This window comes from Streptococcus sp. UBA3373 (assembly GCF_002360305.1).
Classification (GTDB): domain Bacteria; phylum Bacillota; class Bacilli; order Lactobacillales; family Streptococcaceae; genus Streptococcus; species Streptococcus alactolyticus.
Genome location: NZ_DEQF01000003.1, coordinates 35,751 through 58,346 on the forward strand (window position 1 = coordinate 35,751; position 22,596 = coordinate 58,346).

At 41.3% G+C, this 22,596-nt stretch carries 25 protein-coding genes and 1 riboswitch; of the genes, 23 read left to right on the top strand and 2 right to left on the bottom strand.

The genetic code is table 11. From position 1 onward, the window contains the following. The first annotated feature begins 99 nt into the window (after positions 1-99). From racE to yidD, 9 genes are read left to right on the top strand one after another with little or no spacing between them, the layout of a single operon-like run. Complete coding sequence (gene racE, locus B3R79_RS00390; RefSeq protein WP_235280770.1) at positions 100-933, top strand: glutamate racemase; 834 nt, start codon at positions 100-102, stop codon at positions 931-933. Beyond that, a complete protein-coding gene (locus tag B3R79_RS00395) occupies positions 923-1,945 on the top strand; it encodes a nucleoside-triphosphate diphosphatase (protein ID WP_168260422.1) in 1,023 nt (340 codons plus the stop codon). Before racE ends, B3R79_RS00395 begins: the two co-directional genes overlap by 11 nt. Continuing rightward, positions 1,924-2,448, top strand: a complete 525-nt coding sequence (locus B3R79_RS00400; RefSeq protein WP_168260423.1) for a metallophosphoesterase — start codon at positions 1,924-1,926, stop codon at positions 2,446-2,448. Before B3R79_RS00395 ends, B3R79_RS00400 begins: the two co-directional genes overlap by 22 nt. Beyond that, the gene (gene cbpB / locus B3R79_RS00405) at positions 2,445-2,918 is read left to right on the top strand and encodes a cyclic-di-AMP-binding protein CbpB (RefSeq protein ID WP_168260424.1); all 474 of its coding nucleotides are present in this window, start codon (positions 2,445-2,447) and stop codon (positions 2,916-2,918) included. The genes B3R79_RS00400 and cbpB overlap by 4 nt, the downstream gene beginning before the upstream one ends. Then, positions 2,908-3,648, top strand: coding sequence for a site-specific tyrosine recombinase XerD (gene xerD / locus B3R79_RS00410; protein WP_293693130.1), 741 nt, complete (start codon positions 2,908-2,910; stop codon positions 3,646-3,648). The genes cbpB and xerD overlap by 11 nt, the downstream gene beginning before the upstream one ends. Beyond that, the gene (locus B3R79_RS00415) at positions 3,648-4,382 is read left to right on the top strand and encodes a segregation/condensation protein A (protein ID WP_168260425.1); all 735 of its coding nucleotides are present in this window, start codon (positions 3,648-3,650) and stop codon (positions 4,380-4,382) included. Before xerD ends, B3R79_RS00415 begins: the two co-directional genes overlap by 1 nt. A gap of 11 nt (positions 4,383-4,393) precedes the next feature. Beyond that, positions 4,394-4,960 (top strand): SMC-Scp complex subunit ScpB, encoded by a 567-nt coding sequence (scpB, locus tag B3R79_RS00420; RefSeq protein ID WP_293693131.1) that lies wholly within the window; start codon positions 4,394-4,396, stop codon positions 4,958-4,960. Between the two features lie 33 nt (positions 4,961-4,993). Beyond that, the gene (locus tag B3R79_RS00425) at positions 4,994-5,719 is read left to right on the top strand and encodes a pseudouridine synthase (RefSeq protein ID WP_168260427.1); all 726 of its coding nucleotides are present in this window, start codon (positions 4,994-4,996) and stop codon (positions 5,717-5,719) included. Then, positions 5,716-5,967: a membrane protein insertion efficiency factor YidD gene (yidD, locus tag B3R79_RS00430; RefSeq protein ID WP_293693132.1), complete on the top strand. Its 252-nt coding sequence runs from the start codon at positions 5,716-5,718 to the stop codon at positions 5,965-5,967. The genes B3R79_RS00425 and yidD overlap by 4 nt, the downstream gene beginning before the upstream one ends. Positions 5,968-6,038: 71 nt before the next feature. Here yidD and B3R79_RS00435 read toward each other — a convergent pair whose 3' ends face one another. Then, positions 6,039-7,478: a TrkH family potassium uptake protein gene (locus B3R79_RS00435; protein ID WP_293693133.1), complete on the bottom strand. Its 1,440-nt coding sequence runs from the start codon at positions 7,476-7,478 to the stop codon at positions 6,039-6,041. Positions 7,479-7,480: 2 nt separating this feature from the next. Beyond that, a complete protein-coding gene (gene trkA, locus B3R79_RS00440) occupies positions 7,481-8,830 on the bottom strand; it encodes a Trk system potassium transporter TrkA (RefSeq protein ID WP_293693134.1) in 1,350 nt (449 codons plus the stop codon). Positions 8,831-9,025: 195 nt separating this feature from the next. On the opposite strand from trkA, the gene B3R79_RS00445 reads away from it, so the two are divergent. The 14 genes from B3R79_RS00445 to B3R79_RS00510 all read left to right on the top strand — a co-directional run bounded on the left by B3R79_RS00445 (position 9,026) and on the right by B3R79_RS00510 (position 22,588). Beyond that, a complete protein-coding gene (locus tag B3R79_RS00445) occupies positions 9,026-10,873 on the top strand; it encodes an APC family permease (RefSeq protein ID WP_168260431.1) in 1,848 nt (615 codons plus the stop codon). Positions 10,874-11,091: 218 nt separating this feature from the next. Further along, positions 11,092-11,637, top strand: a complete 546-nt coding sequence (locus B3R79_RS00450) for a tRNA (cytidine(34)-2'-O)-methyltransferase (RefSeq protein WP_168260432.1) — start codon at positions 11,092-11,094, stop codon at positions 11,635-11,637. An 80-nt stretch (positions 11,638-11,717) separates the two neighbouring features. Further along, positions 11,718-11,858, top strand: a riboswitch (FMN riboswitch). Between the two features lie 75 nt (positions 11,859-11,933). Continuing rightward, positions 11,934-12,497, top strand: a complete 564-nt coding sequence (locus B3R79_RS00455; RefSeq protein WP_168260433.1) for an ECF transporter S component — start codon at positions 11,934-11,936, stop codon at positions 12,495-12,497. A 30-nt stretch (positions 12,498-12,527) separates the two neighbouring features. Then, the gene (locus B3R79_RS00460; protein ID WP_293693157.1) at positions 12,528-13,184 is read left to right on the top strand and encodes a phosphatase PAP2 family protein; all 657 of its coding nucleotides are present in this window, start codon (positions 12,528-12,530) and stop codon (positions 13,182-13,184) included. Between the two features lie 101 nt (positions 13,185-13,285). Next, positions 13,286-14,227 (top strand): TIGR01212 family radical SAM protein, encoded by a 942-nt coding sequence (locus B3R79_RS00465; RefSeq protein ID WP_154454539.1) that lies wholly within the window; start codon positions 13,286-13,288, stop codon positions 14,225-14,227. After that, positions 14,224-14,787 (top strand): tRNA (mnm(5)s(2)U34)-methyltransferase, encoded by a 564-nt coding sequence (locus B3R79_RS00470; protein ID WP_168260435.1) that lies wholly within the window; start codon positions 14,224-14,226, stop codon positions 14,785-14,787. Before B3R79_RS00465 ends, B3R79_RS00470 begins: the two co-directional genes overlap by 4 nt. Positions 14,788-14,790: 3 nt before the next feature. Further along, complete coding sequence (locus tag B3R79_RS00475) at positions 14,791-15,033, top strand: hypothetical protein (protein WP_154454541.1); 243 nt, start codon at positions 14,791-14,793, stop codon at positions 15,031-15,033. Between the two features lie 18 nt (positions 15,034-15,051). Beyond that, positions 15,052-17,115, top strand: a complete 2,064-nt coding sequence (locus B3R79_RS00480) for a cation:proton antiporter (RefSeq protein WP_168260498.1) — start codon at positions 15,052-15,054, stop codon at positions 17,113-17,115. A 101-nt stretch (positions 17,116-17,216) separates the two neighbouring features. Then, positions 17,217-18,548: a hemolysin family protein gene (locus tag B3R79_RS00485; RefSeq protein ID WP_168260436.1), complete on the top strand. Its 1,332-nt coding sequence runs from the start codon at positions 17,217-17,219 to the stop codon at positions 18,546-18,548. 66 nt (positions 18,549-18,614) lie between these two features. Further along, positions 18,615-19,409, top strand: coding sequence for a pyruvate formate-lyase-activating protein (gene pflA / locus B3R79_RS00490; protein ID WP_293693135.1), 795 nt, complete (start codon positions 18,615-18,617; stop codon positions 19,407-19,409). A 54-nt stretch (positions 19,410-19,463) separates the two neighbouring features. Then, entirely contained in the window at positions 19,464-20,096 is a 633-nt protein-coding gene (locus B3R79_RS00495; protein WP_204984238.1) for a hypothetical protein, read from the top strand. A 156-nt stretch (positions 20,097-20,252) separates the two neighbouring features. After that, a complete protein-coding gene (locus tag B3R79_RS00500) occupies positions 20,253-21,185 on the top strand; it encodes a manganese-dependent inorganic pyrophosphatase (RefSeq protein WP_293693136.1) in 933 nt (310 codons plus the stop codon). 209 nt (positions 21,186-21,394) lie between these two features. Then, on the top strand, positions 21,395-22,144 hold the full coding sequence (locus B3R79_RS00505; protein WP_293693137.1) for a hypothetical protein: 750 nt from the start codon (positions 21,395-21,397) through the stop codon (positions 22,142-22,144). 135 nt (positions 22,145-22,279) lie between these two features. Further along, the gene (locus B3R79_RS00510) at positions 22,280-22,588 is read left to right on the top strand and encodes a hypothetical protein (RefSeq protein ID WP_293693138.1); all 309 of its coding nucleotides are present in this window, start codon (positions 22,280-22,282) and stop codon (positions 22,586-22,588) included. Positions 22,589-22,596: the final 8 nt, after the last annotated feature.

Below are 22,596 nucleotides of genomic sequence, written 5' to 3' on the forward strand. Positions count from 1 at the left end.
AGGGCTGATTGACTTTTCGAGCACAGAGCTCAGAAATGAATGACTCAGTTGCCTCGCCAACTGGGTTTTTTATAAGTCCATGATTAGAAAGAAGATGTTATGGATAATAGACCAATTGGTTTTTTAGATTCTGGTGTTGGTGGCTTGACCGTGGTGCGTGAGTTGATGCGTCAACTTCCGTATGAAGAAATTGTCTATATTGGGGACTCTGCTAGAGCGCCTTATGGGCCACGACCAGCCGAGCAAATTCGAGAATACACGTGGGAATTGGTGCAGTTTTTATTGACACAAAACGTCAAGATGATTGTTTTTGCTTGCAATACTGCAACAGCAGTCGCTTGGGAAGAAGTGAAGGAAAAATTGGATATTCCTGTCTTGGGTGTGATTTTGCCAGGGTCTAGCGCAGCCATTAAATCAACGCGCAGCGGCAAAATCGGGATCATTGGCACGCCGATGACAATCAAATCGGATATTTACCGCCAAAAAATTATGTCCCTAGCCCCACAAATGACCGTTTTGAGTCTATCTTGCCCTAAATTTGCTCCCTTGGTGGAATCAAACGAAATGGCGTCAAGTGTCGCCAAAAAAGTGGTTTATGAAACGCTGGCATCGCTTGTTGGCAAAGTGGATACCTTGGTGCTTGGTTGCACACATTACCCTTTGTTGCGTCCTATCATTCAAAATGTCATGGGGCCAGAGGTTAAGTTAATTGATAGCGGAGCAGAGTGTGTGCGGGATGTTTCCGTGCTGCTTAATTATTTTCAAATCAATCACAGCCGTATCCCAAATCAATCCATACCCGTTTTTTATACCACAGCCAGCACGCAAAGTTTTAGAGAAATCGCCATGAATTGGCTAAATACAGATATTGACGTCAGACACGTTGATTTGCAAGCACAAGATGAAGGAGTTGGATTAGAAAATGACGGATAAGATTTATGAATACAAAGATGCGGACAATTGGTTTATCGGTGAATGGGGTGGCGCCAATGTGCTTCGTGGTTTTGAAGGCATTTGTGCCAACCACCTAGCTCGATTGAACTCAGAATTGTCAAAACTGACTAAGCATAAGCCTTGTCATAAAGATCATGGTAAGTGCCATTCTGACCAAGCCAAAAATGGCTATAACGTCACGGTTATCAAAAAAGCGTCTGATTTTCAGTTGATTCGTTTTGTGGTTGACATGATTAACCAAGAAAGCGATCGTCAGTTTGAAGTGGCACAACGAGCTGGTGCCGTCGTGGTGACTGAAGCTGATCATTTGCTCTTGGTGCACTTGCCTAAAGGGGGCGTGGACGCCAAAGCTTTCTTTGGGAATGCTTCTGAAACTGCTTTTGGTGATACCATTTTGATTGCCACACGCAACGAAGGCAAGACCAAAGAATTCCGCAAAATGTTTGAAAAACTAGGTATCAAGGTGGAAAATCTTAATGATTACCCTGATTTGCCTGAGGTCGCAGAAACTGGCACAACTTTTGAAGAAAATGCTCGTTTGAAAGCAGAAACCATTTCCAATTTAACGGGTAAGATGGTCTTGGCGGATGATTCTGGTTTGAAAGTGGATGCCCTAGGTGGCCTTCCAGGTGTTTGGTCAGCACGTTTTTCAGGACCAGACGCAACAGATGAATCCAATAATGCCAAACTCTTGCACGAACTGGCGATGGTTTTTGACCACAAAGACCGTTCTGCCCAATTCCACACAACCTTAGTGGTTGCAGCACCAGGCAAGGAAAGCCTAGTGGTTGAAGCGGATTGGCCGGGTTACATCGCTATGGAACCTAAGGGAGACAATGGTTTTGGTTATGACCCTTTGTTTATGGTCGGTGAAACAGGGCGTCATGCAGCTGAATTGACAGCTGAAGAAAAAAATAGCATCTCACACAGAGGATTGGCTGTTAAGAAATTAATGGAGGCATTCTCAGTATGGCAAGCAAAACAATCATAGTAATGAGTGACTCTCATGGGGACCGTGAGATTGTCGAGGACATCAAAAAAACGTATCAAGGCAAAGTAGATGCCATTTTCCACAATGGGGATTCTGAATTACCAAGTTCGGACCCTGTTTGGGAAGGAGGCATCCATGTGGTTCGTGGCAATTGTGATTATGACAATGGTTATCCTGAACGTTTGGTTACCCAACTTGGGGACATTACCATTGCTCAGACACATGGTCATTTGTATAATATCAATTTCACGTGGGATAGATTGGATTTATTTGCCCAAGAAGCAGATGCGGATATTTGCCTTTATGGGCATTTGCACCGCCCTGCCGCTTGGCGAAATGGTAAAACCATTTTTATCAACCCAGGAAGCGTGTCACAACCACGTGGCGATGTACAAGAAAAATTGTACGCCAAAGTTGAGATTACACAGGATACTATCAAGGTGACTTACTACACACGTCACCATGACCTTTACCCTGCACTTTCTAAGGAATTTGACAGATGATAGCAAAAGAATTTGAAGATTTTCTGCTCAGCCATTTGGACCACTACCTCATTCCAGCAGATGAGTTAGCCATTTTTATTGATACGCATAATTCAGACCATGTTATGCTGCTGTTGGTCAATAATGGTTACTCTCGCGTGCCTGTTATTACCAAGGACAAGAAGTACGTGGGAACCATTAGCATCGCAGATATCATGTCTTATCAGGTCAAGCACCAGCTGACAGAATGGGAACTCAACCAGATGGATATTGGTCAAATGGTCAATACCAAAATCAAAACCATTCGCAAAGAGGCTGATTTGACTGAAATTATGCACTTGTTGGTGGATTATCCTTTCTTGCCAGTTTTAGATGATGACCAACAATTTTTGGGCATTATCACACGCCGCTCAATTTTAAAAGCGGTCAACAGCTTGTTGCACGATTTTACCAACCATTACACCATTACGCCAAAAGATGATGAAGAATGATATCACACGCTTTATAGCAAGTAAGCAACTGTCTGAGAGTTCTAAGAAGGCTTACTATTATGACTTGCAGCAGTTTGTTGAGGTGGTGGCTGGCAAAATCACACCTGAAAAATTGTCCTTGTATGAGCATTCTTTAGCAGACTTGAAAGTGTCGGCTAAAAAACGCAAACTATCAGCAGTTAATCAATTTCTGTATTTTCTGTATGAACAAGGCAAACTGGAGCGGTTTTATAAGCTGAACAATCAAGAAAAAATGGTAACTCAGTCAGCGGACTGTTCACTGTTAGATTACGGTTGTTTTTATCAGGAAACGAGCCAAAAAGCAGGGCAATTGATTGCCTTGTTGATAGTTGAATTGGGCTTGTTGCCTCAAGAAATTCAGCACTTAACCCCAGCCGATGTGGACAGTCAATTTGCGGTCTTGCGTCTGAAACGCTCTGGGATGGTGAGGATTTTGCAAGTGCCAGAACGGCTTTTGCCCTATTTAGTGGCACAATTGTCAGAAGGTCAGTATCTTTTTGACCATAAAGGAAAGCCTTATTCACGGCAATGGTTTTTCACTCAGCTCAAGGCTTTTTTAAGCACATACGGTTTTGAGACCTTATCCGCACAAGATTTACGGCAGCAGTACATTCTTCACCAAAAAGAGGCTGGCAAGTCTATTCTAGAAATCAGTAAGCAATTGGGGTTAAAAAGCCCGATAACATTAGAGAAATATTACACATCATAATGGATATTAAATTAAAAGATTTTGAAGGTCCTTTGGATCTGCTCTTGCATTTGGTGTCAAAATATCAGGTGGATGTTTATGACGTTCCGATTGTAGAGGTGATTGAACAATATTTGGCTTATATTTCGACCTTGCAAGCTATGAAGCTAGAAGTGGCGGGGGAGTACATGGTTATGGCGAGTCAGCTCATGCTCATCAAAAGTCGTAAGCTATTACCAAAAGTTGTGGAGCAAACGCCAGTAGAGGATGACCCCGAGCAAGAGCTTTTGTCGCAGATTGAGGAGTACCGTCGCTTTAAAGCCATCAGCGAGGAAATGTCTGCCCAGCACGACGAACGCTCTAAATTTTATTCCAAACCTAAGGAAGAGCTTATTTTTGAAGATGCAGTGCTGAATCATGACAAGACGGTTATGGATTTGTTTTTGTCCTTTTCGCAAGTCATGTCTGAAAAGCAAAAACGAATGGCAAGCACTCACACGGTCATTGAACGTGATGATTACCGTATCGAAGACATGATGATGACTCTTTCTGAGCGTTTGAATCAAACGCCGAGCCTATGTTTGGAGAGTATTTTTCAGGAATGTCAGACACGTTTGGAGATGGTGACGGTGTTTCTAGCGACTTTGGAATTGGTTAAGGTGCATGAAATCACGGTGGAACAAGACGAAACGTTTGGTAGTATTGTGGTGAAAAAGGCTGATAAACAGGTGCCATCTGATGCGTCAGCCATTTAAGAGGAGGCTATATGAATGATTTGGCACAATTAGAAGCGCTTCTTTTTGTGGCAGGAGAAGAGGGGCTGAGCTTGAGGTATTTGGCAGGAATGCTCCAGCTGACTCCTAGTCAGCTAAAAGAGCTCTTGCAGACCTTGGCTCAAAAATACGAGTCAGACGACACAACAGCCTTGTGCTTGATTGAAACGGCTGGACGTTATAAAATGGCTACCAAGGAGACATTTTCAGACTTGCTACGTGAATTTGCCAAGGCGCCTGTCAATCAGAGCTTGTCGCGTGCGAGTTTGGAAGTTCTGTCTATTATTGCCTATAAGCAGCCCATTACGCGTATTGAGATTGACGACATTCGTGGGGTCAATTCTAGCAGTGCGGTGAGTAAACTCTTGTCTTTGGGCTTGATTCAAGAAGCGGGGAAAAAAGAGGTTATTGGACGTCCCAATCTCTATGCCACAACAGATTATTTCTTGGATTTTATGGGGATTAATGACTTGACAGAATTGGTGGACGCCTCTCACATTGAGTTGGTGGATGAGGAAGTGTCGCTTTTTGGAGAAACAAAGCAGACAGATGACGCTTAGGCAGTCATTATTTTTGAGGATAGGAGTAATAGCATGAGAATTAATAAATACATTGCCCATGCAGGTGTTGCCAGTCGACGCAAAGCCGAAGAATTGATTAAGCAAGGATTGGTGACATTAAATGGTCAGGTAGTGACAGAACTAGCGACCACCGTTAAAAATGGGGATAGAGTCGAAGTGGAAGGCACACCGATTTACAATGAAGAAAAGGTTTATTATGTGCTCAATAAACCGCGTGGGGTCATTTCAAGCGTGTCAGATGAGAAGGGACGCAAGACAGTTGTGGATTTGTTGCCTGATGTCAAAGAACGCATTTACCCTGTTGGGCGTTTGGACTGGGATACTACAGGTTTGTTGATTTTAACCAATGATGGGGATTTTACAGATGAGATGATCCACCCAAGAAATGAAATTGACAAGGTTTATTTGGCGCGTGTGAAAGGCATTGCGACCAAGGAAAACCTACGTCCTTTGACGCGTGGTGTGGTCATTGACGGTAAGAAAACCAAACCAGCTCGCTACAACATTATCAAAGTAGATCCTGACAAAAACCGTTCTGTTGTGGAATTAACCATTCATGAAGGACGCAATCATCAAGTCAAAAAGATGTTTGAATCTGTTGGGCTTTTGGTGGATAAATTGTCCCGCACACGCTTTGGAAATCTAGATGTGAGGGGCTTGCGTCCTGGGGAATCTCGCCGTTTGAATAAAAAAGAAATCAGCCAGCTACATAATTTAGCGGTGACTAAGACCAAATGATTAAAAAAAGCTTGATTGCTTTGGTGCGGGGCTATCAGAAATTCATTTCCCCACTGACCCCACCGTCTTGCCGCTATGAGCCGACCTGTTCTAGTTATATGATTGTGGCGATTGAAAAGCATGGCATTAAGGGTGTTTTGATGGGGATTGCACGTATTTTACGGTGCAACCCATTTGTCGAGGGTGGCAAAGACCCTGTCCCAGATTATTTCACCCTACGCCGTCATAAAGATTTTCATCATAACTAAGAAGCGACTTCAGGCCTGAGGTCGTTTTTTTTTCTCCAAAAAAGCTCCCTTTTTGAAAGGGAGCGGTATGATTAGTATTTAGACCATGTTTTGGGGATGAAAAGCAGTAAGATTGGGAAAATCTCAAGACGTCCCGCAATCATGGCAAAGGACATGAGCAGTTTTGAAAAAGGACTGAAAATGTTGAAGGTTTGGTCGGTGCCAAGCAGTGGGCCGATGTTATTGAACGTTGAAGCCGCGGCACTGGCAACCACCATAAAGTCGCTATTATCAAGTGATAGGAAGAGTGTCAAGACAAGTAAACAGGTCACGTATAGCGACAGGTATTTTAAAACGCTGTGCTGGGTTTCCTTGTCCAGCGGCTGTTGATTAACATGAATGGTCATGACACGGTTAGGATAAAGACTTGAGAGCACTTGATTTTTGGAAATTTTCGTCAAAATCAAGGCGCGCATTACCTTAAAACCACCTGCAGTTGACCCAGCCGACCCACCGATAAACATCAGTATCAGAAGAATGACTTGCGAAAAGAGCGGCCAAACGGTTAAATCGGTGATACCAAAACCAGTGGTCGTGATAACATTGGATACTTCAAAGAAAACAATCTCTAACCCTTTACCAGCACTGGCATAAAGTCCACTGACATTGAGCCAAATCAAAGCTGTTGCCACGATGATAATACTAATGTAGGTACGCAATTCTTCGTCCTTGAAAAAGGCTTTGAATTTACGCAAGAGCAAGAAGTAGTAAAGGTTGAAATTGATTCCGAAAAGCAGCACCGCGATAGAAACAATATTGGTAATGAGAGAGCTATGGTAGTGGGCGATGGAGTCGTTGTAAACGGCAAATCCCCCAGTTCCCGCACATCCCATGGCGGTAATCAGACTGTCAAACAGCGGCATTCCCGCACCAACTAAAATAACGCAAATTACGGCAAACATACTGAGGTAGATGACGTAGAGAATTTGAGCGGTTTCCCTTAGTTTTGATACCACTTTACCAAAAACAGGTCCTGGAACTTCTGCTCGCATGACTTCAAGATGACTGTTCTTACTGTTTTCCATAATGGCAAGGGCAAAAACCAGAACCCCCATTCCTCCGATAAGGTGAGCAAAACTGCGCCAAAACAGCATCGAATGCGATAAGACGCTAACGTCGGGTAAAATGGTTGCCCCTGTCGTGGTAAAACCTGAACTCATTTCAAAGAAAGCATCGATAATGCTAGGAATTTGGCCAGATAGCACAAAAGGCAGAGCTCCAAAGAAGGACCACAAAATCCAACAAAGAGCGACAATCAACAGCCCTTCCTTGGTATAGATATGGTAATTTTGGGGTTTAAAAGCAATTCCAAGTAAACCGATAAGCAGTAAAATCGCAATCGTCATGATAATGCTACTGACCACGCGAGAAGGTTCATGGTAAATAAAAGCGACAACCAAAGGAACCAAAAGCAAACCAGATTCAATCAGGAGCAATTTGGATAGGAGGTAGCGAACCATACTTTTATTCATAACTACCTCGCTAACAAATCATAGATACGTGTCACATTTTTGAGAAATGTGACCACAACAATTTTGTCGCCAACTTGCAAGATGTCTTCACCAGTTGGGTAAATGGTTTTCCCCTTGCGGATAATGGCAGCAATCAAAATATCGTCTTTAAATTTAAGCGAAGAGAGACTCTTGCCAGCCATTTTATTGGATTCGCGGATTTCAAACTGCAAGGATTCGATGCGCCCATTAGCAATGTGGTGCATGGCATCAAGGTTTGAGTCTTGGGCGTTGACGCGTCCACGAATGAAGTGCATCATGGTGTCTACGGCGATATTTTTAGGTGTGACGATGCTTGAAAAACGGCTGGTATCGATGATTTCAAGCAAGCTAGTGCGATTGACCTTGGTAATCGTTTTTGGCACGCCTAAGGTTTCAAGGAATATTGACGTGATGATGTTTTCCTCATCGACTCCAGTCAAGGTAGCCACGGCATCAAAATTTTCCACACTTTCTTCTAGAAGAACGCTTTTTTCCGTACCGTCCCCTTGCACAACATGAACATGAGGAAATTCACGACTGAAAAAGGCAGCACCTTCAGGGTTATTTTCAATAATTTTTAAGCTTATGCGTGTATTTTTTAAGATGTTCAATACATAATAAGCAATGCGTCCAGCTCCGATAATCATCATGTTTTTGATGATTTTAGTTTTCACAGAATTATGGAATTGAATCATCTCGTTACGATTACCAGTGACAAAAATACGATCACCAAGACGTAGCGTGGTATCCCCGTCAGGGATAATAAGCTTGCCCTGACGCTCAATGACACAGACCACCAAGTTTCCAAATTTCTTGCGGAATTGACTGAGCGACAATTGGCACAACTTGCTGCCATCGGCAATGATAAATTCCATTAACATGACGCGCCCATTGGCAAAGTGCTCAACAGACAAGGCATTTGGAAAATCAACCGAGTTGGCAATGTAGCGAGCCGTCAGCAATTCTGGATTGAGCACGAGGGAAAAGCCAAGAAAATCATTATCCTTGAAATAGGTGTTGGAATATTCTGGGTTTCGCACACGAACAACCGTTTCTTTTGCCCCCATTTTTTTAGCCAAGACAGCAGAAATCATATTGACCTCGTCTTTTGCCGTCAAGGCGATAAAAATATCACAGTTTCGAATATTGGCCTGTTCAAGAATTTTAAAGTTGGCACCATTGCCAACAATTCCCATAATATCATGGCGTTTGGTAACTTTTTTTAAAACAGACTCTTTTTCCTCAATTAAAATAACATCATGTTTTTCTTCTACTAAAGAACGGCAAAGGGCAGTTCCGACCTTACCTCCACCGACAACAATTATTTTCATCCTGAACCTCCGAAAAGTATCACTTCTATAATACTCCTTTTTTGTAAAAATTTCTAGACAAAACTGAAAGTCCCGATAAGCATTAGCACTCTACTGTTAGAATTGTTACAAATAGATAACATTTACCCAAAATACTTGCGAAATGAGAACAAGAGAACTATAATAAACCGTTATTTAGATTAAGGGAGAATTTCAATGTTTGAAAAGTTAAGGAATCTTTTTATCGGTTATCCATTGAAATCAGCTGGTGATTCCGATGAAGAGCATTTGTTGTCCAAGTCGCAGGCTTTAGCTATGCTCTCAAGTGATGCTTTGTCATCTATTGCTTATGGACCAGAACAAGTGATTTTGGTGTTGACAACCATTTCAGCGGCAGCTATTTGGTGGTCTTTGCCAATCGGGCTATTGGTTCTTGTCTTGTTAGCCAGTCTGACGATTTCTTACCAACAAGTGATTCATGCCTACCCCAAAGGTGGTGGAGCTTATATTGTTTCCAATGAAAATTTATCGCCCAGCATGGGCTTATTAGCTGGTGGAAGCCTTTTGATTGACTATATGTTGACCGTAGCGGTGTCTGTTTCTTCAGGAGCAGATGCCATCACCTCTGCCTTTCCAGCTTTCAAAAATTTCAATTTGGAAATTGCGATTGCCTTGGTATTGCTCTTGATGTTAATGAATTTGCGGGGCTTGCGCGAATCGGCTAGGTCCTTGATGGTACCTGTGTACCTCTTTATCATTAGCACCATGTTTTTGATTGTGTACGGTGCCTTCCAGATTGTAACGGGTCAATTGCCTTACCACGCAACAGCACACGTCGGTGCGGTGGTTCCTGGGGTATCCATTATCTTGTTATTAAGGGCATTTACAAGTGGTTCCGCCTCTTTGACAGGGGTTGAGGCTATCTCAAACGCAGTACCATTTTTCAAAAAACCAAAAGAAAATAACGCTGCTGGTACCTTGGCTATCATGTCTTTGATTTTGGGAATCATGTTTGCAGGCATTACCTTCTTGAACTACTGGTTGGGGATTTTGCCTAATGCTCATGTGACCGTTTTAGCTCAAATTGCCAAGGAAATTTTTGGCGATTCTCTTGTGGGAAATGCCCTCTTTTACGTTTTCCAATTATCTACAGCCTTGATTTTGGCCGTGGCAGCCAATACTGGTTTTTCAGCCTTTCCAATGTTGTCATTTAACATGGCTCAAAACAAGTACATGCCGCATCTCTTTATGGAAAAAGGGGCACGTTTAGGTTATTCAAACGGTATCATCACTCTAGCCGTCGGTGCTATTGCCTTGTTATTCATTTTCAATGGTTCAACCGAACGTCTCATTCCACTTTACACCATTGGGGTCTTTATTCCATTTGCCTTGTCACAAACGGGCATGGTTGTTCACTGGAAACGCAAAATTGGTAAGGGCTTTTTGAGGCACTCTTTAGCCAATATTTTAGGGGCTATTATCTGCTATGTCATCATTTTAATTCTTCTTATCTTTAGATTAAATGAGATTTGGCCATTCTTCCCAATCATTATTGCCTTGATGATTTTGTTTTATTCTATTAAAAATCACTACAACAACGTGGCCATGCAATTGCGTTTGACAGAGGATGTGACCAACGTTCATTACGATGGCAATACCGTCTTGATTTTAGTGGGAAATCTGACCCAAGCCAGCATTCGTGCCATCAATTATGCCAAAAGCATTGGGCAAACCGTCGTTGCTATGCACGTGTCCACCCTTGAAACCAAACAAAAAGACTTGGAAATTGAAAAAGAATTTAAAACCTATTTCCCAGAAGTGACCTTTGTCAATATCGAATCCAATTACCGTGATATTGTTAAACCGACCATGTTGTTTGTCAACAAGATGAACCGTGAAGCCCAAAAACAAAACCACACCATGACGGTCATCATTCCAAAATTTATTCCAAAACACAGCTGGCAAAACGTTCTTCACAACCAAATGAGCCTACGCTTACGTGTCCGCTTGCGTTGGTATGAGGATATTATCATTGCCACTTATTCTTATCATTTGAAAAAATAGAGCCTTATCTTTGAAAAAGACTGGTAAAAAAGGCTATAAAATCTTATCAAATCCGTTGACTTTACAGGGCAAAGTGTTATAATAGTTAGCGAAGATTCGTTAGTTTAAATCAAACCTGTTATGATTTAAGTTAATGAACCACCACCAACCACATTGTTTGCTGAGCGCGACTCCGAGCAGTGTGGTTTTCTTTTTATGTCAAAATGAAGGGGAAATCTATGAATATCGAAGAATTGGATTATCACGAAGAAGGTAGCAAAGCGATTAACCATGTCGTGCTTTTTCAACCTCAAATCCCGCAAAATACAGGAAATATCGCAAGAACCTGTGCCGCAACCAACGCTCCCTTGCACATCATTCGTCCTATGGGATTTCCCATTGACGACCGCAAAATGAAGCGTGCAGGACTTGACTATTGGGACAAGCTGGACGTGACCTTTTACGATAGTTTGGAAGAATTTTTGGATAAATGCGATGGAGAATTGCATTTAATTAGCAAATTTGCTGACAAGGTGTATTCGGACGTTGATTACAATGACGGCAAGCACCATTATTTCCTTTTTGGACGTGAAGATAAAGGCTTGCCAGAATCCTTTATGCGTGCCCATGCGGATGAAGCCTTGCGTATTCCCATGAATGATGAGCACGTTCGCAGCCTTAACTTGTCTAATACCGTCTGCATGATTGTCTATGAAGCCCTTCGCCAACAATCCTTCCCAAGCCTTGAATTGAGCCACACATATACACATGACAAATTAAAATAACCCTGTAAGATAGCTAGTTCTAGCTATCTTTTTTTTTCTGTCACATCTATTGCGTCAGGGGCGTTTTTTTGTTATGCTAAAGATGTCTTCAGGGCAGGGTGAGATTCCCGACCGGCGGTGCTTTGTGTCGCAACAAAGCGAAAAGTCCGCGAGCTACGTGAAGTAGTTGACCTAGTGCGATTCTAGGACCGACAGTATAGTCTGGATGGGAGAAGACCAAGGATTAGCCACGCTTTTTTGGTGTCGCTTAATACCTTAGTGCTTCTTTCAATTTGAAAAAATTGGAGGAATTTTTTATGTTTAACACAATGTCTAGGACAAGAAAACTGTCGTATATTGCCATTTTATCAGCCCTTTCCTTTTTGCTGATGTATGTGCAATTTCCTTTAATTCCAGCAGCAAGCTTTTTGCAGTTTGATTTTTCCATTATGCCTATTTTGATAGGCTTGGTGGTTTTGGATTTAAGAAGCGCTATGTGCATTTTAGTGCTGCGGACCTTTTTAAAGCTCTTGCTTAATAATGGGGGCATTTCCAGTCTGATTGGCTTACCCATGAATGTGGTGGCTCTTGGTGTGTTTGTCTTAGCCTTGGCTTTGCTGTGGAATAAGAAACGAACAACTAAAAATTACATCATTGCCTCTGTTGTAGGAACACTTGGTTTGACAGTTGCCATGTTCTGCTTAAATTATATCTATGCCGTGCCATTTTACGCCATGTTTGCGAATTTTGATATTCAGGCTGTTTTGGGACTGGGCAATTATTTATTTGCTATGGTTATTCCGTTTAACCTCATTGAAGGGGTGATTTTCTCGGTTTGCTTTTTCCTTTTGTACCGATGTATCACCTTTCTTAAACTCTAACCCATTTTTTGTGGTATAATGACTCTTATGATGAAACATAAACAATCTTATTTTCTAGGTGGCTCATTTGCATTAGTCCTTTTCATGATGCTAGGCTACTTGGTGAAATTTTACCCAGCAGATTTAGTCCGTATTGATGCTGATATTCAAATCGCTTTGCGTGCGGATTTGCCTCGGCACTGGATCGCATTTTTCAAAATCATTACCAACTTTGGGCATGAAATCTATATCTTTATCTATGTTTTTGTCCTCGCTTCTCTCTTTTATGTTTGGAAGAAATGGAAGATGGAAGCTTTCTTATTGGTTGGTAACCTCTTGTTGATGGGCGTTTTATCAACAGGTTTTAAATACCTTTACAACCGCCCACGTCCAGATATTCCTTATCTTATTGCCAAGCCAATGGGAGCTTCATTCCCAAGTTGGCACGCAGCAGCAACCATGGTTGTTGCCCTTAGCTTGGTCGTTATTGTCAACCAACACCTGACACAGACCTTTGTTAAACGTTGCTTGCAAGTGCTATTCATCGCCTTGGCTTTTGCCACTGCCTTGTCACGCATTTATCTAGGGGTACACTACCCATCAGATATCTTGGGTGGCTGGCTCTTAGCCTTTACTATCGTTTTATTTGTCTATCCTTTTTATGCCGAAAAACGATTTGAATGGCGTTTCCAAGGCAAACAAGATTAAAAAACATCATAAGATGGAAAGACCTTTTGGGTCTTTTTTCGATGAATTAAAGTAAGCAATAAGAGTTTGTTTGTTTTTTGTAAAATGTTATAATAGGTGCTATGAAAAAACGTTATAATACATTAAATGATTATTATCGTCAGCTTTTTGGGGAGAAGATTTTCAAAGTTCCCATTGATGCGGGCTTTGATTGTCCCAACCGTGATGGAACGGTAGCCCACGGTGGGTGTACTTTTTGTACGGTATCGGGTTCAGGTGATGCCATCGTTGCCCCTGAGGCACCGATTCGCGACCAATTTTATAAAGAAATTGATTTTATGCATCGTAAATGGCCCAGCGTTCAGAAATATTTGGTGTATTTTCAAAATTTCACCAACACCCATGATAGGGTTGAAGTGATTCGAGAGCGTTACGAGCAAGCCATCAATGAACCTGGCGTGGTCGGTATTAACATTGGGACTCGTCCAGATTGTTTGCCAGATGAAACCATTGCTTATTTGGCGGAATTGTCTGAGCGCATGCATGTGACTGTTGAGCTAGGCTTACAGACCACTTATGAAAAAACGTCCCAGCTCATCAACCGAGCCCACACTTACCAATTGTACGTGGAAACGGTCAAACGCCTACACCAACAAGCTCCCAAGGTGGAAATCGTGTCGCATTTAATCAATGGCTTGCCAGGGGAAACGCCTGAGATGATGCTGGAAAATGTCAGACGTTGCGTGACGGATAACGATATTGACGGCATTAAACTGCATTTATTGCATCTCATGACCAATACCAGAATGCAACGCGATTATCACGAAGGGCGTCTGAAATTGCTCTCAATGGACGAATATGTCCAAATCATTTGCAATCAATTGGAAATCATTCCAAAATCTATCATCATTCACCGAATTACGGGTGATGCCCCGCGCGATATGCTTATTGGTCCAATGTGGAGCCTTAAAAAATGGGAAGTTTTAAACGCCATTGACGAAGAAATGGAGCGCCGAGGCAGTTATCAAGGCTGCAAGCTAGAAAATCAAGAGGTGTCTGTATGATAAAACGTCCTTTGCAGGTGTCACATACCTTTTTGGCGGAAGTTTTAGATAAAGAAGCCATTGCTGTGGATGCAACCATGGGAAATGGCAATGACACAGCCTTTTTGGCTGGCTTGTCAAAAAACGTTTATGCTTTTGATATTCAAGAACAAGCCCTAAAAAGTACGGCCCAGCGTTTGGAAAAAGCAGGTATCTGCAATGCCCACTTGATTTTAGCGGGGCATGAGCAGGTGGACCAGTACGTCACAGAGCCTATCCGTGCGGCTATTTTCAACTTGGGTTATTTACCAAGTGCTGATAAAACAGTGGTTACAAAGCCCGACACAACCCTTGTGGCTATTGAGAAAATCTTGGCCCAGCTCGAAGTTGGCGGTCGCTTAGCCATCATGATTTATTATGGACATGAGGGCGGTGACCAAGAAAAAGATGCTGTGTTGCACTTTGTGCAAAACCTTGACCAAAGGCTCTTTACAGCGATGTTGTACCAACCATTAAATCAAATCAATCAACCACCTTTTCTTGTGATGATTGAAAAATTAAAGAAAGTGAAAGAGGACTAATTTATGCATCCCCTAACGGTTCATGAAACCATTCAGCGTATGCACCAAAAATACTTGGAAACAGAAACGCCAACCGTTTACACTTTAGAAGAAGTGAGCGACCGTGTTTTGCTTATCAAAAGAAGATTGGCAAACTTGGAAAAAGAGCGCTGCATTTGCTTGAGAGAGGGCAGAGATGTCACACGAATTGACCAAAAAATTGCCAAACAAAAGGAACAATTTATGGTGAATTGTTTGCAAAAATAAGAATCAGAGGTGATGCTTATCGAGAGTTCTATCTTACTTATCGCATTTTTCTTAATGCTGATTGTATCTAATATCATCAATCGTCTATACCCTAAAATTCCCTTGCCTTTTATTCAGATTGTCTTGGGAATTTTGGTGGGTGTTTTAGCTAGAGAAAGCACATTAACACTCAATTCGGAGCTGTTTTTGGCTTTGGTTATTGGTCCGCTGAACTTTTGTGAGGGGCAAGAAAGTGATGTCATGACCTTTGTCAAATACAAGTCCATCTTGGCTTATTTGATTTTGCCAACGGTGTTTATCACCATGTTGACCGTTGGTTATGTGACTGGAAAATTATTGCCAGTTGATATTCCCTTGGCAGCTAGTTTTGCCTTGGGAGCTGCTTTAGCCCCAACAGATGCCGTCGCCTTTCTTTCCATTGCCAAACGGTTTAAATTTCCCAAACGAGTGGAGTCTATCCTGACCCTAGAAGGGCTCTTAAATGACGCCAGCGGTTTGATTTCCTTTGAATTTGCCGTTGCGGCTTTGATGACGGGAACCTTTTCGTTGCTTACGGCGAGTTTTAGCCTCTTTTGGGCTATTATCGGCGGTATTTTAGTCGGTATCTTATTTGCCTTGCTAAACCGTGGCGTTTTGTCTTTCCTTGAAAAGATTGATATTGCAGACGTGACAGGGGCGCTGTTGCTAGAATTATCCCTGCCAATTGTGTCTTATTTTGTTGCCAGTCTTTTTGGGGTGTCAGGTATCATCGCCGTGGTTATTGCGGGGTTATCTCAAGCCCGCCGTTTCAAACGCATTCGGCTATTTGATGCTGAGTTGGACCGCGTTAGTCAGATTATTTGGGAAACAGTCAGCTTTATGCTAAACGGCTTGGTTTTTACGGTCTTTGGTTACGAATTAACCCGCATCGTTGAGCCAGCCTTGGTCAATCCTCTAGTCAACAATTACCGTTTGCTGGCTATCGTTTTGACGGTGACGGTCTTGCTCTTTTTAGTGCGTTTTGTGATGATTAGCCTTTACTATGCTTTTCATTACCGTACCATGGTGCGTTCGCTAAGAGCAGCAATCAGAGAAATTCTCCTTTTGACCTTTTCAGGTGTTAAAGGAACGGTATCTATGGCAACCATTTTGCTTTTGCCACAATTCAACGCTTATGCTTACAGTTTGATTTTGTTTACCGTAGCAGCGGTTACCTTATTGAGTTTTGTGACGGGCTTGGTGGTTTTACCTTATCTTGCTCAGAGTTCAGATGGTGAAGAAAAGACCGATTACCTCACGCAAATCGCCATTTTGCACGAGGTGGTGCAAACCTTGGAAGATGATTTGAAAAACACTAAAGACGAAGACAAAGGAGCCCTGTATGCCGCTATTGACAATTACAATAGCCGTATCAAGCACTTGGTTTTGGAACAAGAACCCACGAGTGTCAAACGGGAATTGGTGTATTTGCGTTTGATGATTTTAGGAATTGAAAGTGACGGTTTGGAACATGCCTTTTCAGAAGGCCGCATTGAGTTGGTGGAATACCGCTTGTACCAACGTTATTTGCAAAATCTAGAACGTCAAATCAACCGTGGTTTCATCTCGACCTTTACGTATTTCTTTACCATTAGCATGCGAGGCATTCGCCGTTTGATTCGGGAAAGTTTGAGCTTGTGGCCGACCTTGCGTCGTTTCTTGTCAGGGCAGCCAAGAGAAATTCGCTTGACCGAAGAAAATCGAGAACGCCTGACTGAACTCTACCTCAGCAATACCGAATTGGTGCTAGAAGGTCTGCAAGATTTGGAAGGGGTTTACAACAGCGATTTGATTGCCTTTATGAAACGCTCTCGCTTGCAGGAAGTCGAAATCATCGAAACAGGTGTTTTTGTCGAACGTGTTATCGCTCATATGCGCTCAGACAATATTGATGAAATGTTGCGTGGCTATTATTTGGAGCGAAAAGTCATTGCGGAGTACGAAAGCCGTGGGGACATCACCCCAAGTTATGCGACCTTTTTACGCCGCAATGTTAACAAACTTGAAAGTTATTCCCTCAAAGATGACCTAGCCGAACCTTATAATCACGTTATTATTCAGTAATGATTACATAAAAAATAAAATATGTTATAATATAATCACTGTATTATTTTGATGCAGTGATTTATTCATATTAGTTTTTGAAGAACAGGAGTACATGTAATATGGAAGACCCCAGTCAGAACTTAGCATTACAATTTGTTTTATTATTGATTTTGACGCTCCTAAATGCCTTTTTCTCAGCTTCTGAGATGGCTTTAGTTTCCCTAAACCGTTCCCGTGTTGAGCAAAAAGCAGCAGAAGGCGACCGGAGATATACAAGATTATTGTCTGTTCTGGACAATCCCAACAATTTCTTATCAACCATCCAAGTTGGTATTACCTTTATTGGTCTGCTCCAAGGTGCGAGCTTGTCAGCTTCTCTAGGAAGTGTGATTGCGTCTTGGTTTGGTAATTTTGTTTGGGCTCAAACGGCAGGTAGTGTGATTTCACTTGTCTTTTTGACCTATATTTCCATTGTTCTTGGTGAGCTTTACCCTAAACGAATTGCCCTCAACCTCAAGGAAAATTTAGCGGTTGTTTCTGCCCCAGTCATTATCTTAATAGGAAAAATTGTAAGTCCGTTTGTTTGGCTACTCTCAGCATCAACCAATCTCTTGTCGCGTCTGACTCCAATGCAATTTGACGATGCAGATGAGAAGATGACCCGTGATGAGATTGCTTATATGTTGTCTAATAGTGAAGAAACGTTAGGCGCAGAAGAAATTGAGATGCTCCAAGGTGTTTTCTCTTTGGACGAATTGATGGCGCGTGAAGTGATGGTGCCCCGTACCGACTCCTTCATGATTGACATTAACGACGATACCCAAGACAATATTCAAGAAATTCTGAAACAAAACTTTTCACGTATCCCAGTCTATGACGACGATAAGGACAAGATTATCGGTATCTTGCATACCAAACGTTTGTTAGCTGCTGGTTTTTGCGATGGATTTGACAAAGTGGCTTTGCGTAAAATTTTACAAGAACCTTTGTTTGTTCCAGAAACTATCTTTGTGGATGATTTGTTGCGTCAATTGCGTAATACCCAAAATCAAATGGCTATCTTGCTAGATGAGTACGGTGGGGTTGCTGGTTTGGTCACCTTAGAAGACCTTCTTGAAGAAATTGTCGGTGAAATCGATGATGAAACCGATATGGCTGAACAATTTGTTCGCGAAATTGGTGATAATACCTATATTGTTCTTGGGACAATGACTCTAAACGAGTTTAACGATTATTTTGATGTGCAGCTAGAAAGCGATGATGTGGATACCATTGCTGGTTTCTACCTGACAGGTGTGGGCAATATCCCAACCCAAGAGAGTCGTGAAACCTTTGAAATCGACACCAAAGAAAAACATATTGCTATTACCAACGATAAAGTGAAAGATGGCCGTGTCACGAAATTGAAGGTTGTCTTTTCTGATATAGAACAGAGTATTGAAGAAGACTGAGCTAAACCTTAGTCTTTTTTCTTATGAAAATGCTATAATAATATTAGAAAAACGGTTACAAAGGAAATGACAATGACAGAAATAGATTATGGTAAAGTAACAGGAATGGTGCATTCCACAGAGAGTTTCGGTTCTGTTGATGGGCCAGGGGTACGATTTGTGATTTTCATGCAGGGCTGCAAGATGCGCTGCCAGTATTGCCACAACCCTGATACCTGGGCAATGGAAACCAACAAATCAAGAGAACGCACGGTTGATGATGTGTTAGAAGAAGCCCTTCGTTACCGCCATTATTGGGGGAAAAATGGAGGGATTACTGTTTCTGGTGGTGAGGCTATGTTGCAAATTGATTTTGTGACGGCTCTCTTTACCAAGGCTAAAGCTATGGGGATTCATTGTACCTTGGATACGTGTGGATTTAGTTTTCGCGATACGCCAGAATACCACGAGGTTGTGGATAAGTTGTTAGCAGTGACAGATTTGGTCTTGTTGGATTTGAAGGAAATCAATCCCAAACAACACATCGTGGTGACGCGTCAACCTAACACTAATATTTTAGCCTTCGCACGCTACTTGTCTGACAAGGGAGTGCCAGTGTGGATTCGCCATGTGCTAGTACCTGGCTTGACGGATTTTGATGAGGATTTGACTGAGCTAGGAAAATTTGTCGCGACGCTGAAAAATGTGGATAAGTTTGAAATCTTGCCTTATCATACCTTGGGTGAGTTTAAGTGGCGTGAATTGGGGATTCCTTATACCCTTGAAGGCGTCAAACCGCCAACCAAGGAACGCGTCCAAAATGCCAAAGAATTGATGCACACCGAATCTTATACCGAGTACATGAAACGCATCCACCAATGAGATATTGACATTGCCTCAAAACTTTGATAAGTTATAGCATAAGGTGAAAAAAGCATGAATAGTTACAAAGTTTTAAAATTTGATGAGGCCTTTGTTTACCTGATTCAAGATGGTAAGATTAAAAAAGTGGCGCGTGATTTATTTGATTTTGATATTAAATTGGGTGATACGGTTGATTATATTCAAGATGGAGATATCGTAGTGGTTTTGCCTAGCCAAAAAGCCACAGATAAGGTTGTGTATGATGAGGCTTCGACCAAATCAGCTCTTTTACAGGGCATTTTGAACCTCTTTTTAGAAACCCTAGCCATCCACAATAATGATTTGGGCAATCTCAAGAAAATCTTTTCGCAGTTGCTCGTAACTCTCTTTATGGCGTGGAGTTTAATTGGCGTCATTTTGATTGAGTTTTTGCTGCTGCTAGAATCGCTTATCGTTTTTGTATGGTGGTTATTGGTCAAGGGCGTTCGGAGTTTGCATTTGGTGGATAACAGCCGCCGCTACATGGCTTACCGTAAGGAAAAGAAAGCCACACAAAATCGTGAAAACCGCGAGGAAGAAGAACGTTTGTTGCGTTTGGCTTTGGCACAAGAAAAAACCAAACAAACAGAAACTAAAGCTACCGATGACGCTTCAGCTTCTGAAGAACAAGCACCAACTTCCAAAGAGGACACAGAGGAAAACTAAGAACTTCTATAGTCAGAGGATTACTGACCTAGGAGTTTTTTCTTTTGTTGCAACCTTCTAGGAAGTTGAAAGTATTACGCCTCGCATATAGCCTTTTTTGCTTTTTTTTGCTAAAATGAGAGAGAGAAGTAAAATAATAATGATGAGGTAGAAAACATGTCTAAAATTTTAGTTTTTGGTCACCAAAATCCAGACTCTGATGCTATCGGTTCATCAGTTGCTTATGCATATTTGAAACGTGAACTTGGTGTTGATGCTAAAGCTGTTGCCCTAGGCACTCCAAATGAAGAAACTGCTTTTGCTTTAGACTACTTTGGCGTAGAAGCACCACGCGTTGTGGAATCTGCAAAAGCTGAAGGGGCTGACCAAGTTATTTTGACAGACCACAACGAATTCCAACAATCAATCTCTGATATTCGTGACGTTGAAGTTATCGAAGTTGTTGATCACCACCGTGTTGCAAATTTTGAAACAGCTAACCCACTTTACATGCGTTTAGAACCAGTTGGTTCAGCTTCATCAATCGTTTACCGCCTATACAAAGAAAATAACGTTGTTATTCCTAAAGAAATGGCTGGTTTGCTTTTGTCTGGTTTGATTTCAGATACCCTTCTTCTTAAATCACCAACAACTCATGCCACAGACCCAGCTGTTGCTGCTGACTTGGCAGAAATCGCAGGTGTAAATCTTGAAGAATATGGTTTGGCTTTGCTTAAAGCTGGTACAAACTTGGCAACAAAATCTGCTGAAGAATTGATTGACATTGACGCCAAAACATTTGAACTTAATGGAAACCAAGTTCGTGTAGCACAAGTTAACACAGTTGATATTAACGAAGTTCTTGAACGCCAAGCAGAAATCGAAGCAGCTATTACAGCAGCAAATACTGCAAATGGTTACTCTGACTTTGTACTTATGATTACTGATATTCTTAACTCAAACTCAGAAATCTTGGCACTTGGTTCAAACATGGACAAAGTCGAAGCAGCTTTCAACTTCACACTTGAAAACAACCACGCTTTCTTAGCAGGCGCTGTTTCACGTAAAAAACAAGTGGTACCACAATTAACAGAAAGCTTTAACGCTTAATTAATAAGGGATAATAAAAAAGCGACGTGAGTCGTCTAAAAATCTTAGAATTTTATATTAAAACTAAAGTGAGATAATTATTGTATCTCGCTTTTTTTCTGGGTTTGTCCCATAATTTTTAACGTTTTTAGAAAGTTACTATAATCTATTCAGAGGAGTATTTGTTATGATATAATGAGCACAAAGCGAAAGAAAAATGAGAGATTATTATGAAAAAAGCTTGTTTTATTTTTTCTTGTTTATTATTAGTAGGCTGTCATCAGGAATCAAATAATACTAAAACAACGCAAAGTAGTGAGAGAATACAAACTTCTAGCAGTAGTAATATATCATCACAAGAAGAGAGTAAAGATTATAGTGAATGGTACCTAAATTATAAGTATTATTATGTTCAATCTAATACATCATCATTAATGTTTGGAGGCTTGTCATTAAATAATGATGGTACCGCAATATTATGTAGATCTGGTGCAGAGCTAATGGCATATAATCAAGGAAGTCCTCTGATAGGGACATACACAATCAAAGAGTATAAAGGATCGGATTCTATTCAAACCTATGTCACTTCGGGAAATATGACCGTAAATGGTGAAGAACCTAGTCGAACAGCAGTTATGCCGAGTATTAAGATTGTAATTAATATTTCTTCTGAAGACATTCAGCGAGTTAATGGTACAGTTGAATTTTCAGAAGATCAAACGACAGAGGTATTATATGGCTATGCCAATGATGAAGGAAATAAAGTATTGACAACAGGAGAAGGAAATCAGTCAGCAATACAGGTTTATTTTCACAGAAAACCTAATAAAACAGAATATGTTGTTAATGCAGATGAGGTAAATTTGCGTTCTAAACCAAGCTTAAATTCTGATATTATTGATTCAAGACGAAAGGGTGATATTCTACAAGTATCTGATTATGTTAATGGTGATAAATATAATGATATTTCAACTTGGTAAGAAGTAATCCTTGATGGAAAAGTATGTTACGTTTGGTCAGGTGCTCTTCAAGTAAAATCAGCTTATGAGCAAGAACAACAATCAGTCAAAGATATTGATTTAACTGCAATCAGTAAAGGTGATTATGAATCGTTAGTGGGAACATGGGTTAATGGTAGAGGTGATACTCTTGTCATTCAAGCAGATGGATCTGTTGTCAGTACAGTAAGCGGAAGGACGGGCGAAGGAAGTTTGGGAGGTGCTTTTAGATATGAAAGTGATGGTGTTCCTTATATTGGAGTCAGTAATGGGTATACTGGAGGTTTATTAGCATTGCTTAAGGTTGGTTTTAAGACAACAGGAGATAATTCGGATACTTCTAAACCACGAATTGTACCAACTCAAAATGGTGTATATAATTTACCAGCTGATCTTACTATTATCGTCAATAGTATAATTAATTAAGGAGAAAA